Origin of the sequence: Streptomyces specialis, from assembly GCF_001493375.1 — a bacterium.
GTDB classification, from domain to species: domain Bacteria; phylum Actinomycetota; class Actinomycetes; order Streptomycetales; family Streptomycetaceae; genus Streptomyces; species Streptomyces specialis.
Genome location: NZ_LN929897.1, coordinates 541,328 through 557,908, shown reverse-complemented (window position 1 = coordinate 557,908; position 16,581 = coordinate 541,328). Strand labels below are relative to the sequence as shown.

The window sequence follows — 16,581 nt, the reverse complement described above, 5'->3', positions numbered from 1 at the left end:
CAGATGACGACGCGGTGAACGCGCGTGACGCACCCCCGGGTGCGGCGTCTCGTGTCCCGCCGCTGAGGGCGATCCCCGGAGTCGTGGCGTGGACCGGGACCGAAACCGCGCCCCCGCTCCGCCCATGGAGCTGCGCCTCTCCTCCATAGCTCCATCTTCACCGACATATCCACCGTCGCCGTGCCGCCCAGGAGCCGGGGCGCGCCCCGCGCAGCGGGGCCGGCGAACCTGTCGGCGTGCCCCTCCGGACGTCCGCCGTCCGGCGGCGGTGCCGCCGCGGGCGGCTCCTGACGGCCCGCGGCCACCGCGAACGAGGAACACAGGTGACAGGCAGCAGCAACAGTTGGCTGGGGGCGATAGCCAGGTCCCGCCGCTACGGCAGCATCCGGCTGTCCCTCGTCCTGCTCGTGGTGATCCCGGTGTGCGCCATGGCCGGGCTCTGGGCCGCCGGGACGGCGGTGATCCTCGATCCGTGGCAGCGACTCAGCGACGGCCGGGGGGACTTCAGGACCACCGAGTCGGTGTGGAGCCCCCTGCGGCAGGCGCTCCAGGCGGAGCGGCGGGGGACCATGGCGCGGCAGGCGACCGGCGGCCCCCGGGACGCCCGCGACGCGCGGCGGCAGGAGACCGACGCGGCGATCGACACCTACACACGGGCCGCCCTCGACCGTCTGTGGCCGGACGTCCCCGAGTTCCCCGCCGTCTCCGCCGAACTGACGGGACGGCTCGCGGAGCTGGAGACGGCCCGCGAGGCGATCGACGAGGGCCGGCTCGGCCGCCTCGAAGCCTTCGACGCCTTCACCCGCGCGGTGCGCGCCGCCGACGCGCTGTTCCAGCCGATCGCGCGGACCTCCGACTCCAGCAGCGACCTGACCGAGGATCTCCTCGACCTGCTCGCGCTGCTGGAGGCGGGCGAGATGCTCTCGCAGGAGAGCGCGCTGCTCGGCGCGGCCATGACCGCCGGGACCATCAGCGCGGAGGAACGGGACACCCTGACCGCCGCCATCGCCGTCCGGCTCCAGCTCCTCGACCACCTCGGCCCGCACCTGGAACCCAGCCAGCGCCGCCTGCTCGACGAAACGTTCACGCTGGACGCCGGGGCCCACCTCGCCGCGCTGGAGAACGCCGTCATCACGGGCTCCGCCCCCACCGCGTCCGGGGCGGGGGACGAACTCGTCCTGCCGCGCCTGGACCCGGAGTGGGCCGAGGCGCCCGCCGCCGTCCTGGAGGGCTTCGGGCGCGTGGTGGCCGAACGCAGGGCCGGGCTCACCGCCCAGGCCGAGCACGACGAGAACGCCTTCGTGCGGCGCCTCGTCCTCAGCAGCGTCATCGGCCTGGTGGGCGTCATCGGCACCGGCCTGATCTCCTTCCGGATCACCCGTTCGCTGCTGACCCGCATGTCCGCCCTGCGGGCGGCGACGCTGGACCTGGCGGAGCGGCGCCTGCCCGATCTCGTGGACCGGCTGCGGCGCGGCGAGCGCGTGCCCGAGGCCGACCGGGCGCCCGGCCTCGACTTCGGCACCGACGAACTCGGCCGGGTCGCCTCGGCGTTCGGCGCGGCCCAGCGGACGGCCGTGGCGGTCGCCCTGGAACAGGCGGCGCTGCGCGAGGGAACCCGCCGGATGTTCCTCAACATGTCCCGCCGCACGCAGGTGTTGCTCCGGCGGCAGCTCGGCGTCATCGACGCCATGGAGCACAAGGCGACCGACCCGGCGGATCTCGCCGACCTCTACGCGATCGACCATCTCGCGGCCCGCATGCGGCGCAACGCCGAGAGCCTGACCATCCTCAGCGGCGCGACGCCCGGCCGCCGCTGGCACGCCGCAGTGCCGCTGGGCGACATCCTGCGCGGCGCGGTCTCCGAGGTCGAGAACTACGCGCGGGTCGTCGTGGACGGCACCGCGGACCACGCGGTGATCGGGCCCGCCGTCGGTGACGTCATCCACCTGCTGGCCGAACTCATCGAGAACGGCACGGTGTTCTCGCCGCCGCACACCGAGGTGCACGTCCGGCCGGTGACCGTCGCGCAGGGCGTGGCGGTGGAGATCGAGGACCGCGGCCTGGGGATGGCGGCGGCCGACCTGGAGGCCGCCAACCGTCTGCTGAGCGACCCGCCCGAGTTCAGCCTGACCGCCCTGGGCGAGGACCCCCGGCTCGGGCTCATCGTCGTCAGCCACCTCGCGCGGCGGCACGACATCACGATCACCCTGCGGCCCTCCTCGTACAAGGGACTGCTGGCCGTCGTCCTGCTGCCGCGCGAGATCCTCGCGGCGCCACCGGTCCAGGCGGCACCGGCCGTCCCGCACGACGACCGCGCCGACCGCCATCTGGCCTCGGTCCCGCACGCGGAGGCGGGCCGGCACCGGCGCCTCCCGGCCGCCCCCGGCGGCGACGGCCAGGGACGGGCCGGGACGGCGCTCCCCGAGGAGCGGCCCCGGCCGGCGAACGCGCTGCCGCGCCGCGTCCGCATGACCCACTTGGCCCCCCAGCTCCGCCAGGGCCCGCCCGGGGCGCCACCCCCGGCGGCCCTCACCGGCCCGCCCGCTCAGGACCCCACCGCCGGCCCGGCTCCGGGCCCCGCTCAGGATTCCGCTCGGGGCCCCGCCGCCGCGGCCCGGGAGGCCGCCGAGGCCGAGCGGAGCGCGGGCCAGGCGCGGGCCGTGCTGCTCGCGCTGCGCGGCGGCACCCGCCGGGCTCTGGACGAGCCGTCCCCCCACCGGCCTCCGCGACCCCATTCCCAACCGGATTCGACAAGGAGTTCCCATGACGGCGACCCAAGCCGGTGAGGGCGGGCTGAACTGGCTTCTGGACGGGCTGGTGGCCAAGACCCCCGGCACCCTGCACGCCATCGTCCTGTCCGAGGACGGCCTGCTGGTCGGCGCCTCGGCGTCGCTGGCCCGGGAGGACGCCGAGCAACTGTCCGCCATAGCCTCCGGGTTGCAGTCGCTCGCGCAGGGCACCAGCCGCCACTTCACCGGCGGCAAGGTGCGTCAGACGATGATCGAGATGGACGACCTGTTCCTCTTCGTCACCGCCGCGGGCAGCGGCGCCCGGCTCGCCGTGCTGGCCGCCTCCGGCGTGGACATCGGCACCATCGCCTACGAGATGACCATGCTCGTCCGGCAGGTCGGCACCTTCCTGACGGCCGCGCCCCGGCTCCCGGAGACCGGGCGGGCGGCGGCGCCGGCGGCGGATGTGACGGGGGGTGAGCCTGGGTGAGGCACTGGTCGGAGGACTCCTGGGACGCGCAGCAGGGCGGGCCGATCGTCCGCCCCTACGCCCTGACCCAGGGCCGCACCACGCCGAGCCGGCCGGACATCGAGCTGATCTCCATGGTCAGCACCGTCCGCCTGCCCGGCCGCACGACCAGGCTCCAGCCCGAGCAGCTCAGGGCCCTGGCGCTGTGCCGCACACCCACCGCCGTCGTGGAGGTCGCGGCGCACCTCGCGCTGCCGGTCTGCGTCGTCAAGATCCTCCTCGGCGACCTCCTCGACCACGAACTGATCGCCCTGTCCTCCCCCGACGCCTCCGCCGCGACGGACGTCCGATTCCTCCAGGCGGTGATCGATGGCATCCGCAGACTCTAGGACCGTCCCCAGCCCCGACGCGGCGACCGGCAAGATCGTCGTCGCGGGCGGCTTCGGCGTGGGCAAGACCACGATGGTCGCCTCCGTCAGCGAGATCGCGCCGCTGCGCACCGAGGAGCTGATCACCGCGACCAGCGCGGGGGTGGACGATCTCGCGGGCATCGAGGGGAAGTCCACCACCACGGTGGCGATGGACTTCGGCCGCATCACGATCAGCCGGGACATGGTCGTCTACCTCTTCGGCACGCCGGGCCAGAACCGGTTCTGGTTCATGTGGGACGACCTCTCGCGCGGCGCGCTGGGCGCCGTCGTCCTGGTCGACGCCCGCCGCCTGGACGTCAGCTTCGCGGCCGTCGACTTCTTCGAGCACCGGGGCATCCCGTTCGTCGTCGCGGTGAACTGCTTCGACGGCCGGCAGGTGGCCCGGGTGGACGAGATCGCCACGGCCCTCGACCTGCCCCCCGGAACGCCGACGCTGCTCTGCGACGCGCGCGACCGCGAGTCGGTCAAGGAAGTCCTGCTCACCCTCCTGCACCACGTCCTGAAGGCCGCCACGGCCTGACCCGTCAACGGGGCTGGGGTTCGGGACATCCGCGCGGGCGGGTGTTCCGGGGGCGTCGGACAGCGGAGACTGGGACCCCGCGCACCGGGCCGGCAGTCATGGGAAGCACAATGCGGGGAACCACGCGTGCGTCCGGATGACAAGCCCCGGCCAGTGGCGGTGCGCGATCATCGTCCGACGGGATCAGAGGGGATGGGAACGGGAGATGCCGGAGTCCGGACCACGGGCGGAGAACGCGCCCTGGCTGACCTACTACCCGGCCGGGGGCCCGCACGATGTCCCCGTCCCGGACGCCCCGCTCACCGCGCTGCTGGACGACGCGGCCGAGGCGTTCGACCGCCGGACGGCACTGGTCTTCTTCGGACGGCGGACCCGTTACGGCGCGCTGCGGCGGGCGGTGGACCGTTTCGCGGCCGGACTGCGCGACCTGGGCGTCTCACCCGGTGACCGGGTGGCGCTGGTGCTGCCCAACTGCCCGCAGTTCGTCGTGGCGTTCTACGCCGTGCTGCGGATCGGCGCGGTCGCCGTACCGGTCGGGCCGCGGCTCGGGGAACGGGAGCTGCGGCACCTGCTCGCCGACAGCGGCGCGGTCGCCGCCGTCGTCGTGGAGAACGCGCTGCCCCGGGTGCGGCCGGTCCTGCGGCACACCGCGCTGAAGCACGTCATCTCCACCTCCTTGGCCGAGGCGCTGCCGTTGCCTACGCGGCTGGCGCTGCGGCTGCCGCTGGCCAGGTCCCGCGCGGCCCGCAAACGCTTCTCGCCCGGCGTGCCGCGCGGCACGGACACGATCCCCTGGCACGAGGTGGCCCGGCACGCGCCCGGCGGCGGCGAGCCGGCCCCGGGCGCGCCCGGCGACCTGGCCGTGCTCCAGTACACCGGCGGCACGACCGGCCCGCCCAAGGGCGTGATGCTGACCCATCGCAACCTGCTCGCCAACGCGCACCAGGTCGAGGCGTGGCACGCGCCGCTGCGCGGCAGGCGGGAGACGCTCCTCGCGGTGCTGCCCTTCACCCACGCCTACGGGCTGACGCTGGGCCTGGGCGCCGCGATCCTGGGCGGCGCCCGTACCGTGCTGGTGCCCACGCCGGACACCGGGGGGCTGCTGCGCGCCGCCCGCCGCTGGAAGCCGACGCTGCTGCACGCGACGCCGCCCGTCTTCGAGGACCTGCTCGCCCGGCCGCCGCGCGAGCTGGAGGCGCTGCGGACGCTGCGCGGCTGCGTGTCGGGCGCGCTGCGGCTGTCGCCGGAGACGGTGACCCGGTTCGGCGAGGTCGTCGGGCGGACCTGCCTGGTGGAGGGGTACGGACTGACCGAGGCCGCGCCCGTGGTGCTGGTCAACCCGCTGAACGCCAACGCCCGGCCCGGCACCGTCGGCATCCCGCTGCCCGGCACCGAGGTCCGCGTCGCCCGCGAGGACGACCCGGCCGCCGACGCCGCGCCCGGTGAGGCGGGTGAGCTGCTGGTGCGCGGGCCGCAGGTGTTCGCCGGGTACTGGAACGACCCGGCGGCGACGGCCGCGAGGCTGCGCGACGGGTGGCTGATGACCGGGGACATCGCCGTGATGAGCCCGGACGGCTTCGTCACGCTCATCGACCGGCGCGTGGACGTGATCGACGTGGCCGGGACGCCGGTCTTCCCCTCCGAGATCGAACGGGTGCTGTGCGAGCACCCCGCCGTCCGCGAGGCCGCCGTGATCGGCGTGCCCGACCCCGCGAAGCGGGGCCTGGGCCAGGTGGTGCGGGCCGTGGTGGTGATGCGGGGCGGTCACGCGGTGAGCCGGGGAGCGCTGATGGAACACTGCGCGGCCCGGCTGCCGCCGTACAAGGTGCCGACCCTGATGGAGTTCCGCGGCGCGTCCCTGCCCCGCGGAGAGGTCGGCAAGATGCTGCGCCGGGAACTGCGCGAACCCCCCACCAGGTGACGGCACGGCCCGTCAGCCGTCACCACCCACCCGCGGTACCGGAGGCGGCTGGCCGCGCGGGCCGCCAGGCTCCGCCGCCCTCCGGACCGGCGGAGGGCCCGGCCGACAGGCCCCGGACAACCGCCTCGCCCGGCACGGCGAATGCCACGAACACAGCCGGAACGCCGATGAGGACAGCTCGGCCGCCCTTGCCACGGCCGGACCTGCGGCAGGGGCGGCCCGCCACGGACGGTGGCCTCGCTCGGCGTGGCCGATCCGGGCACGGCACGGCGGATGCCACAGACACGGCCGGAGCGGCGACGAGGGCGGCCCGAGGGTCGGCGCCACGGCCGGATCGGCAGCGGAGGCGGTCTCCCCGGCGGGTGACCGTGCGGGGCGTCAGGCTTCGCCGGTGTCCGGGCCGGCGGAGGTTCCGGCCGGGAGCGCCGGGACGGCGGGCTTGTGCGGCGTGGCCGGGCCGGAACCTCCGCCCCGGCTCTTATACACAACTCCGAGCCCACGAGACAGGCAGAAAAATCGGAGCTCCACCTCTCTCCACGGCCGCACCGGGGGTCGTTCTGGTCAGGGGGAGGCGTGGGCGGCGGGTGGCGCGGTGGCGGCCGGGGCTGCGCAGGGCGACCAGGGTGATCAGGGCGCCCGCCAGCACGCAGGCCGCCGCGAGCCGGAGCCCGGTGTCGTAGCCGCTGAGGAACGCGGCGGCCGGGTCGAGCCCGTCGTCCAGCGCCGACCGCTCGCGCCGGGTCAGCACGACGCCGACCAGCACCACCCCGAACACGCCGGACACCTCGCGGGCCGCGCTCACCACGCCGGACGCCATGCCGGTGCGGGTCGCGGGAACGCCGTTCAGGGACCGGATCGTCAGCGGGGTGGTCAGCGCCGAACCGGCCCCGATCAGCAGCAGGCCCGGCTGGAGGCTGCCGAAGGTCGCGTCCGCGCCCTGTTGCGACACCAGCAGCAGCCCGCCCGCGACGGCGGCCAGCCCGGCGGCGATCACCCGGTGCGCGCCCAGCGTCTTCGACCAGCGCTCCGCGTAGGGCGTGGTGACCAGCAGCGCCAGCGCCAGCGGCAGGAAGACGAGCCCGGCCTTGGTCGGCGAGAAGCCGAGGACCTGCTGGAGGTACAGGGCGGTGAAGAAGAACACCCCGTTGACGCCGATCCCCCACAGGACCTGCGCCGCCGTGCCGCCGCTCAGCGCGCGGTTGCGGAAGAGCCCCGGGTCGACCAGCGGCAGGAACGTGCGGGACTCCACGATCAGGAACAGCAGGCCCGCGACGGCCGCGCCGGCCAGGTACTGCGGCACGGGCGCGGTCCCGAAGCCGTCCGCGCCGCCCTCGACCAGCCCGTACGTCAGCAGGTACAGCGCCAGGGTGGAGAGCAGGACGCCCGGGACGTCGAGGACGGACACCAGGCGGCTGTCGTCGTTCTCCGGGCGGGGTTCGGCCGGGACGGCGTAGGCGAGGGCGAGGGCGGCGGCGCCGAAGGGGACGTTGAGGTAGAACACCCACTCCCAGCCCCAGTGGTCGGTGACGATGCCGCCCGCCATCGGGCCCAGCGCGAGCGCGACGGCCAGCGCCGCCGTCCACACGCCGATCGCGAAGGCGCGGCGTTCCTCCGGCAGGTCGCCGGCGACGACCGCCAGCGAGGCGGGGGTGACCCGGGCGGCGCCCCCGCCCTGCACGGTACGGGCCGCGATCAGGGACGAGCCGGTGTCGGCCAGGCCGACGAAGACGGAGGCGATGGTGAAGATGACCAGTCCGGCGACCAGGACCGGCCGGCGGCCCAGCAGGTCGGCGAGCCGGCCACCGACCAGCAGGAGGGCGCCGAAGCTCAGCACGTAGCTGGTGGCGACCCACTCCAGGTCCTTCAGGCTCAGGCCGAGATCGCGCTGCACGGACGGCAGCGCCACGTTGATCACCGTGTTGTCGAGCGTCGTGATGAAACCCGCCAGGGCGATCATGGCCAGGACCGCGAGCTGCCTGGTTCTGCCCACTGCTTACTCCCTCCCTGTGTGCGGACCATACTCGCGCAGGGCCCGCCCCCCTTGTGCCGGATGTGACAAAGAGCCGTGAGGGAACTGTCACCGGCTTCTCTAACCGGTGCACGCACCACATCAGAACCTTCTCTTTGGGGTCACGATCGGGTCTGCGTCGCATACGGATGCTCCGACCCACCCGTTCGTGACCGCACCCAGGCAGTCCCCCCATCGCCCTGCCCATGGAGCGTCATGCCACCGAAGCACACGACGACACGTCCGACCGAGTATCGCCCGCTCACCGCTGAGCTGCGGCGCTGGGCGGACGAGCGCGGGCACCTCCGCGCCTTCACCTTCGTGGAGTTTCCCGACCTGGATTCTCCCGGGGTCCACCGCAGCCTGACCTGGCAGCGGCTGTACCAGCGCGCCCAGGCCGTCGCCGAGCGACTGGCCGAAACCGTGCGTCCGGGAGACCGGGCGGCGCTGATGCTGCCGCAGGGACTCGATTACGTGGCCGCGTTCCTCGGCTGCCTGTACGCGCGGGTGATCGCGGTGCCGCTGTTCAGCCCGGACCTGCCCGGTCACGAGGGACGGCTGGCGGCGGTGCTGAACGACTGCGAGCCGGCGTGCGTGCTGAGCGACACGGCGACCGCCGGGCTGGTCCGGGGCTTCGCCGAGGAGCACGGCAACCCGGCGGTGCCGATCGTGCTGGTGGACGAGCTGCCGGAGGCGGCGACCCGCGAGATCGTGGTGACGCCCGACGCGGACGACATCGCGTACCTCCAGTACACCTCGGGCTCCACCCGCACCCCCGCCGGTGTGATGATCAGCCACGGGAACGCGGCGGCCAACGCCCAGCAGACGATCGCCGCCTTCGACGGGCACCCGGACCGCTCGACCACCGTGGGCTGGCTGCCGCTCTTCCACGACATGGGCCTGGTGCTGAGCGTCGCGGCGCCCATCGTCTGCGGTGTCCCTTCGGTGCTGATGGACCCGATCTCCTTCCTGGAGGAGCCGGTCCGCTGGCTGCGGCTGCTCGGCTCGTACCGGGGAACGATCCGCGCCGCGCCGAACTTCGCGTACGACTACTGCGCCGCCCGGATCGACGCGGAGCAGGCGGCGACGGTCCGCGGCCTGGATCGGGTGCGGACGCTGATCAACGGCAGCGAGCCGGTCCGCACCGGCACCATCGAGCGGTTCCAGGAGGTCTTCGGCGACGCCGGGCTGCGGCCGGAGGCGCACTGCCCGTCGTACGGGCTGGCCGAGGCGACCGTGTTCGTCTCCGCCGACCCGCTGGACCGGGCGCCGCACGCGGTGGCCTGCGAGCGGGAGGCGCTGGCGCTGGGCCGGATCGAGCCGGTGGACCCGGCGGACCCGGCGGCGACCGCGCTGGTGGCGTGCGGGGTGCCGGTGGGGCAGGAGCTGTGCGTCACCGACCCGGAGACCGGCCTTCCGCTGCCGGACGGGCGGGTCGGGGAGATCCGGCTGCGCGGCCCGAACATCGGCCTGGGGTACTGGAAGCGGTCGGAGCGGTCGTCCGACACCTTCGGCGCGCTCGTCGCGGGCACCGGCGAGGAGCCGTGGCTGCGGACCGGTGACCTCGGCGCGGTGCACGACGGGCAGTTGCTGGTCACCGGCCGGCTGAAGGACCTGATCATCGTGGACGGCCGCAACCACTACCCGCAGGACCTGGAGGAGACCGTCCAGGCGGCGGTCGGGGCCGTGCGCCGCGACCGGCTGGCCGCGTTCGCCGTGCCGGCCGACGGTGACGGGCCGGGCGACGGGCTCGGCGGGGACGGCGGCGACCGGGTGATCGTCGTGGCCGAGCACCGCCGGGAGTTGACGCCGACGCCGGAGCTGCGTGAGGCGGCGGAGGGCACGGCACGGGCCGAGGTGTCCGTCGCGCACGGGCTGCGGCTGGACCGGCTGCTGCTGGTGCCGCCGGGCACGGTGCCGCGCACGTCCAGCGGCAAGGTGTCGCGCAGCGCGTGCCGGGCGCAGTACCTGGCGGGCGCGTTCGGCGAGACCGAGCCGGCGTCGCACGCGTCGCGGCAGCGGGAGGCCCAGTGAGTGCCGGCGTCGCGGAGTCGGTGCGCCGCACGGTCGTGGCCAGGCTCGGCGAGTGGTACGGGCTGACGGCCGGGCAGGTCACCGACGACCGGCCGTTCGCCGAGCTGGGGCTCACGTCGCGGCACGCCGTCGCGCTGGCCGCCGACCTGTCGGCGGCCACCGGGGTGCGGCTGCCGCCCACGCTGATGTGGGAGGCGTCCACGCTGGCCCGGCTCATGGCGCTGGTCGACGACCTGGCCGACAACGTGACCGAGGACGACATCCCGGCGGCCCTGCCCGCGATCCCCGCCGCGTACGTGCCCGGCGCCGCCGCGCCCGCCGTCGCGGTGATCGGCGTCGGCTGCCGCATGCCGGGCGGCGTGAGCGGCGCGGCGGCGTTCTGGGACCTGCTCAGCCAGGGCACCGACGCGGTCGGGACGGTGCCGGACGGGCGCTGGGACCCGTTCGCGCCCGAAGGGGTCCCGGCCGAGGTGACCCGGCACGGCGCGTTCCTCGGCGGGATCGACGAGATCGCCGCGTTCGACGCCGAGTTCTTCGGCATCTCCCCGCACGAGGCCGCGGCCATGGACCCGCAGCAGCGGATCCTGCTGGAGGTGGCGCGGGAGAGCCTGGACCACGCCGCGCTGCCCGCGACCCGGCTGGCCGGCACGCGCGCCGGCGTGTACATCGGGATCAGCGGCAACGAGTACGCCCGGCTGACCACCGCCGACCTCGACCGCGTGGACGCGTGGGCGCCGCCGGGCGCGGCCCTGTCCATCGCCGCCAACCGCCTGTCGTACGCGCTGGACCTGCGCGGCCCGAGCATGGCGATCGACACCGCCTGCTCGTCGTCGCTGGTCGCCGTCCACCAGGCAGCCCGCGCGCTGGCCGGCGGCGAGGTGGACACCGCGCTGGCCGGTGGGGTCAACCTGCTGCTGACCCCGGAGGTGACCCTCGGGCTCCAGCGCGCCGGGGCGGTCGCCGCGGACGGCCGGTGCAAGACGTTCGACGCGTCGGCCGACGGCATGGTGCGCGGCGAGGGCTGCGGCGTCGTCGTGCTCAAGCGCCTCGCGGACGCCGAACGGGACGGCGACCGGATCCTGGCCGTCCTCCGCGCGACGACCGTCAACTCCGACGGCCGCTCCAACGGGCTGCTCGCGCCGAACGCGGAGGCGCAGCGCGCGCTGCTCGCCGAGGCGCACCACGGCCTGGGCCCGGTCGATCCGCTGCTGGTGGACTACGTGGAGGCGCACGGCACCGGCACCGCGCTGGGCGACCCGATCGAGGCGGGCGCGCTGGGCCGGGTCCTGGGCCGGGGCCGCGACGCGGACCGGCCGCTGCTGATCGGCAGCGCCAAGACCAACGTGGGTCATCTGGAGGCCGCCGCCGGGATCACCGGGTTCATCAAGACGGTGCTGGCGCTGCACCACGGCGAGATCCCGCGCCAGTTGCACTTCCGCGAGCCCAGCCCGTACATCGACTTCGACGCGCTGGCGCTGCGGGTCGTCACCGACGCCGAGCCGTGGCCGAGGTACTCGGGCACGGCGACGGCGGGCGTGTCGGCGTTCGGCTTCGGCGGCACCAACGCCCACGCGGTGCTCCAGGAGTACACGGCCCCCTACCGGCCGCGTGTCTCCGAGCCCCCGGCCGCGCCCGCGATCACGCTGCTCGACGCGCCCACCGGGGCGCGGCTGCGCCAGGACGCGGGCGACCTGGCGCGGTGGCTGGCGTCGCCGGCCGGGCGGCGGCGCCGCCCGTTCGACGTGGGCCGCACGGTGTCCGGCCGGACCGGCCGGGGGCGGTTCGCCGCCGCGGCCGTCGCGCACAGCGGCGAAGAGCTGGCCGAGGCGCTGACAGCGCTGGCCGAGGGCCGCCCCCACCAGGCGCTGATCACGGGCGACGGCCGCCGCGCCGCCGCCTCGGGCGCGGGCGCGGTGTGGGTGTTCTCCGGCTACGGCTCGCAGTGGCCCGGCATGGCGGAACGGCTGCTGGCCGCCGAACCGGCCTTCGCCGAGGCCGTGGACCGTCTCGAACCGATGATCCAGCGCCACGCGGGCCTGAGCCTGCGGGGGCACCTGCGGGCGGACGCCGAGCTGGAGGTGCCGTCGGTGGTCCAGCCGGTCCTGTTCGGCATCCAGGTCGCGCTGGCCGAGTTGTGGCGCTCTTACGGGCACGAACCGGCCGCCGTCATCGGCCACTCGATGGGCGAGGTGTCGGCGGCCGTCGTCGCCGGGGCGCTGGACGCCGACACCGGCGCCCGGGTCATCGCCACCCGTTCGTGGCTGCTGGACGGGCTGTCGGGCGGTGCCATGGCCGTCGTCGGGCTGGCCGAGGACGAGGTGCTCGCCAGGGCCAGGCCCGGGAGCAGCGTGGGGATCGCCGTGCACGCCTCGCCCGAGCAGTGCGTCGTCACGGGCACGGCCGAGGACATCGGCGAGCTGATCGACCGGGTGACCGCCGAGGGCGGTCTGGCCCGCGCGCTGCCGTCGCGGACGGCCGGGCACTCCCCGCACGTCGATCCGCTGCTGGGGCCGCTGCTGCGGGAGCTGGGCACCGTGCCGTACTCGGTGCCGCGCTGCGGGTTCTACTCCACGGTGGAGGACGACCCGCGCCACACGGCCGTGTTCGACGCCGACTACTGGGCGGCGAACCTGCGGCGGCCGGTCCGTTTCGCGCAGGCCGTCACGGCCGCCGCGCGGGACGGGCACCGGGTGTTCGTCGAACTGTCCCCGCACCCGACGCAGTTCCACCCGATGACCGAGACGCTGCGCGCGGCGGGCGCGGACGGCCCGCTGGTGCTGCCGACGCTGCGCCGCGACACGGACGACGCGGTCGCGTTCCGGCGGGCGCTGGCCACGCTCGCGGTCCGGGGCGTCATCGCCGTGCCGCCCGGCCTGCATCCGGGCGGCACGGTGATCGACATCCCGGGCCCGCGCTGGAACCACCGCCGGTACTGGGCGACGGACGACCCGGCGGACCTCGCGCCGGCCGAGCCGGAGCGGGTGTCCGGCGGTGGCCCGGTGACGACCGAGGACCGGCTGCGGACACGGGTCGCGGCGATCATGGGCTACTCCCCCGACAGCGTCGGCCCGGACGTGCCGCTGACCGACCTGGGGCTGGACTCGCTGATGGCGGCGCGGATCATCGCGGCCGTCGCCGACGAGTTCGGCACCCGGCTCGACGCGCGGGTCCTGCTGCGGCAGGGCACGCTGGCCGGGGTCGCGGCCCTGCTGGACGGCTCGGGCTCGGGCTCCGGCTCCGGCTCCGGCTCCGGCTCCGGCTCCGGCGACACGGTCGCCGGTGACGGCGGGATCGTTCCCGGGCGGGCCGCGCCCGGCGGGCCGGCGCCGCGCGACGAGGCCGAACGGCTCGTCGCGCACGCCTGGCAGGCCCTCACCGACGGGCCGCCGCCCGGCGCGCTGGCGGACCTGCGGCTGGCCGAGGCCGACCCCGCGCTGGTGCGCCGCCTGGCCGCCGCGCTGGCCGAGGGCACCGGCACGCCGGTCACCGCCGAGGAGCTGACCCGGCCGCCGACCACCGTCGCCGCGCTGGCGTCCCGTGTCCGCCCCGCCCTCACCGCCGCCACCGGCACCGGGCCGCTCACCGTCCTGGCGTCCGGCGGCAGCCTTCCGCCGCTCTTCCTCGCCCACCCGGCGGGCGGCACCACCGCCGTCTGCCGGACCCTCGTCCAGCGCCTCGGCGGCGACCGGCCGGTGTACGGGCTGGAGCGGCTGCCGGGCATGGCGGACGTGGGCGACCGGGCCGCCGCCTACGCGGACCTGATCCGCCGGACGGCCCCGGACGGGCCGTGGATCGTCGGCGGCTGGTCGTACGGCGGGCTCGCCGCCCAGGAGACGGCCCGGCTGCTGACGGACGGCGGCGGCACCGTCGCCGCCCTCGTCCTGATCGACTCGGTGCTGCCGCTGCCGGTCGCCGGCCCGGCGCTGTCCCCGGCGGGCGGGGCACGCCGCCGGTTCAGCGCGTTCGCCGTGTACGTCGAGCAGACGTACGGCGCCGAGCTGGCCCTGCCGTACGACGAGCTGGCGGAGCTGAGCGACGACGAGCAGGTGGAGCGGGTGGTGAAGGCGCTGGAGCAGGCGATCGACCTGCCGCCCGCCATCGCCGACCACCAGCGGACCTCGTATCTCGACCTGCGCAGCGCCGAACGGCACACCCCGCGCCCCTGGGCGGGCCGGACGCTGCTGTACCGGGCCACCGAGGAGGCGCCGCACACCGTCCGCGACCCCCGCTACGAACGCACCGACGAGGCGCTGGGCTGGGACGCGCACTGCGCGGACCTGACCGTCGCCCCGCTGCCGGGACACCACATGTCCCTGCTGGAACCACCCGTCGTCGATCTCCTCGCCGGGCTTCTCGTCCGTGACCTGGCCGAGAGCTGAGAAGAAGGAACCCCGCATGCCCGCACAGCCGCAGCGCCGCCGTCCTGTCGCCCGCGCCGCCGTCGCCGCCACGGCCACTCTCGCCGCCCTGACCGGCCTGGTCTACGCCCCCGACGCCATGGGCACGGGCACCAGGACCGGGACCACGGTCGTCGCGGGGCCGTCCGTGAAGGCCGACGACGGCGCCCGCGTCGTCTCCGAGACCTGGCTGGACGACCGCACGGTGGACCTGTCCATCCAGTCGCCGGCGGCGCGGCGCGCGGTGCCGGTCCGGCTGCTGCTGCCGGAGGGCTGGTCGGCGAACGCCAACCGCACCTGGCCGGTGCTCTACATGCTGCACGGCGCCAGTGACGACTACACCTCCTGGACCCGCGAGACGGACATCGAGGAGTTCATGGCGGACAAGGACGTCATCGTCGCCATGCCGGACGCCGGGCGCACCGGCCTGCCCGCCAAGTGGCAGGACGGCACGGACTACCTGACGTTCCAGACCGACGAGTTGATGCAGCTCCTCCAGCGCGGCTACCGGGCCGGCGCCGACCGGGCCGTGGCCGGGATCTCCACCGGCGGCTACGGCGCGATGGCCCTCGCCATCAAGCGTCCCGGCACCTTCGAGGCCGCCGCCTCCTACAGCGGCGTGCTGAACACGCAGTTCCCCGGCGTGCCGACCCTGGTCACCGCGATCCTGGGCCGGGAAGGGCTGCTGGGCGGGGCGCTGTGGGGCTGGCCGTTCCTGAGCTGGTCCACCTGGGAGGCCAACAACCCGTACACGCAGGCCGAGAAGCTGCGCGGCACGGACCTGTACGTCTCCACGGGCAGCGGCATCGCGGGCGGGAGCTGGGACCTGGTGGGCGGGACGCTGGAGAGCGTCATCCTGCCGTCGTTCCAGTCGTTCGTCGGGCGCCTGTCGTCCCTGGGCATCCCGGCCGAGGTCCACTCCTACACGGGCGGCTCCCACACCTGGCCGTACTGGCAGGACGAGTTCAAGTCGTCCTGGCCCATGTTCGCGCAGGCGCTGGGCGGCGCCCTCACCCTCACCCTCACCCTCACCCCTGGAGGGGCCGCATGACACAGCCCACCACCACCCCCGGTTCCGACGCCCTGTGGGGTGACCGGATGGGGACCCGTGACCGCGTGATCGTCGGCGTCTTCGTCGGTATCCCGTTCCTGGCGGTCATCGCCTCCGTCGTCGTCCTGTGGGGCTGGGGCGTCTCCTGGCACGACCTGGTGATCGGCGCGGTGATGTACCTGATCGTCATGCACGGCGTCACGATCGGCTACCACCGGCTGTTCACCCACAAGGCGTTCAAGGCGAACCGGCCGCTGAAGATCACGCTGGCCGTGGCCGGTTCGCTGGCCGTCCAGGGCGACCCGATCACCTGGGTCGCCGACCACCGCCGCCACCACCAGTTCGCGGACCAGCCGGGCGACCCCCACTCGCCCTGGCGGTTCGGCACCTCGGTGCCCGCGCTCATCAAGGGCATGGTGTGGGCGCACATCGGCTGGACGTTCAACAACGAGAAGACCAACGAGCGTCACTACGTGCCCGATCTGCTGGCCGACCGCGACATGGTGCTCATCCGCAACCTGCAACTGCCCCTGGTTCTCCTCACGTTCGGCGCCCCCGCGGTGGCCGGCGGGCTGTGGGGCGAGGGCACCTGGGACAGCGGCGCCGCCTGGTCGGCGTTCTTCTGGGCCGGGTTGGTGCGCGTCGGGCTGATCCACCACGTGACCTGGTCGATCAACTCCATCTGCCACATGGCGGGCGAGCGGCCGTTCAAGTCCCGTGACAAGTCGGGCAACGTGTGGTGGCTGGCGCTGCTGTCCGGCGGCGAGGCGTGGCACAACCTGCACCACGCCGACCCGACGTCGGCGCGGCACGGCGTGCTGCGCGGGCAGATCGACTCCAGCGCCCGCCTCATCCAGCTCTTCGAGAAGTTCGGCTGGGCCACCGACGTGCGCTGGCCCGACGAACGCCGCATCGCCGCCAAGTCGGTCACCCCCGGCTCGGTGACACCCACGTCCGCGCTCAAGGGCGACCGGAAGTGACGCGTACCGTCCCGTTCCCGGCCCGGCGCGGGAGGGAGGCG

At 75.0% G+C, this 16,581-nt stretch carries 10 protein-coding genes; 9 read left to right on the top strand and 1 reads right to left on the bottom strand.

Annotated features, from left to right (window positions below):
• Positions 1 to 323 precede the first annotated feature (323 nt).
• The 5 genes from BN2279_RS25210 to BN2279_RS25190 all read left to right on the top strand — a co-directional run bounded on the left by BN2279_RS25210 (position 324) and on the right by BN2279_RS25190 (position 6,070).
• The gene (locus BN2279_RS25210) at positions 324 to 2,786 is read left to right on the top strand and encodes a sensor histidine kinase (protein ID WP_059013333.1); all 2,463 of its coding nucleotides are present in this window, start codon (positions 324 to 326) and stop codon (positions 2,784 to 2,786) included.
• Positions 2,764 to 3,219, top strand: a complete 456-nt coding sequence (locus BN2279_RS25205; protein WP_059013332.1) for a roadblock/LC7 domain-containing protein — start codon at positions 2,764 to 2,766, stop codon at positions 3,217 to 3,219. The genes BN2279_RS25210 and BN2279_RS25205 overlap by 23 nt, the downstream gene beginning before the upstream one ends.
• Complete coding sequence (locus BN2279_RS25200) at positions 3,216 to 3,587, top strand: DUF742 domain-containing protein (RefSeq protein WP_059013331.1); 372 nt, start codon at positions 3,216 to 3,218, stop codon at positions 3,585 to 3,587. Before BN2279_RS25205 ends, BN2279_RS25200 begins: the two co-directional genes overlap by 4 nt.
• Entirely contained in the window at positions 3,568 to 4,149 is a 582-nt protein-coding gene (locus tag BN2279_RS25195) for a GTP-binding protein (protein ID WP_059013330.1), read from the top strand. The genes BN2279_RS25200 and BN2279_RS25195 overlap by 20 nt, the downstream gene beginning before the upstream one ends.
• A gap of 205 nt (positions 4,150 to 4,354) precedes the next feature.
• Positions 4,355 to 6,070, top strand: a complete 1,716-nt coding sequence (locus BN2279_RS25190) for an AMP-binding protein (protein WP_059013329.1) — start codon at positions 4,355 to 4,357, stop codon at positions 6,068 to 6,070.
• Between the two features lie 478 nt (positions 6,071 to 6,548).
• Here the strand turns inward: BN2279_RS25190 and BN2279_RS25185 are convergent, their stop codons facing one another.
• On the bottom strand, positions 6,549 to 8,060 hold the full coding sequence (locus BN2279_RS25185) for an MFS transporter (protein ID WP_199827794.1): 1,512 nt from the start codon (positions 8,058 to 8,060) through the stop codon (positions 6,549 to 6,551).
• A 234-nt stretch (positions 8,061 to 8,294) separates the two neighbouring features.
• Between BN2279_RS25185 and BN2279_RS25180 the strand changes: the two genes are divergently transcribed.
• The 4 genes from BN2279_RS25180 to BN2279_RS25165 are packed head-to-tail and all read left to right on the top strand — an operon-like array spanning position 8,295 to position 16,540.
• Positions 8,295 to 10,112, top strand: a complete 1,818-nt coding sequence (locus BN2279_RS25180; protein ID WP_059013328.1) for a fatty acyl-AMP ligase — start codon at positions 8,295 to 8,297, stop codon at positions 10,110 to 10,112.
• Positions 10,109 to 14,491 (top strand): type I polyketide synthase, encoded by a 4,383-nt coding sequence (locus tag BN2279_RS25175; RefSeq protein WP_059013327.1) that lies wholly within the window; start codon positions 10,109 to 10,111, stop codon positions 14,489 to 14,491. The genes BN2279_RS25180 and BN2279_RS25175 overlap by 4 nt, the downstream gene beginning before the upstream one ends.
• A gap of 16 nt (positions 14,492 to 14,507) precedes the next feature.
• Positions 14,508 to 15,560, top strand: a complete 1,053-nt coding sequence (locus tag BN2279_RS25170; protein WP_059013326.1) for an alpha/beta hydrolase — start codon at positions 14,508 to 14,510, stop codon at positions 15,558 to 15,560.
• Positions 15,557 to 16,540: an acyl-CoA desaturase gene (locus BN2279_RS25165; RefSeq protein WP_059013325.1), complete on the top strand. Its 984-nt coding sequence runs from the start codon at positions 15,557 to 15,559 to the stop codon at positions 16,538 to 16,540. Before BN2279_RS25170 ends, BN2279_RS25165 begins: the two co-directional genes overlap by 4 nt.
• The last annotated feature ends 41 nt before the right edge of the window (positions 16,541 to 16,581 follow it).

Bases quoted from the DNA above. Each gene is read 5' to 3' on its own strand.
- BN2279_RS25205 (WP_059013332.1), top strand. From the start codon at position 2,764: ATGACGGCGACCCAAGCCGGTGAGGGCGGGCTGAACTGGCTTCTGGAC.
- BN2279_RS25170 (WP_059013326.1), top strand. From the start codon at position 14,508: ATGCCCGCACAGCCGCAGCGCCGCCGTCCTGTCGCCCGCGCCGCCGTC.
- BN2279_RS25195 (WP_059013330.1), top strand. From the start codon at position 3,568: ATGGCATCCGCAGACTCTAGGACCGTCCCCAGCCCCGACGCGGCGACC.
- BN2279_RS25180 (WP_059013328.1), top strand. From the start codon at position 8,295: ATGCCACCGAAGCACACGACGACACGTCCGACCGAGTATCGCCCGCTC.
- BN2279_RS25165 (WP_059013325.1), top strand. From the start codon at position 15,557: ATGACACAGCCCACCACCACCCCCGGTTCCGACGCCCTGTGGGGTGAC.
- BN2279_RS25190 (WP_059013329.1), top strand. From the start codon at position 4,355: ATGCCGGAGTCCGGACCACGGGCGGAGAACGCGCCCTGGCTGACCTAC.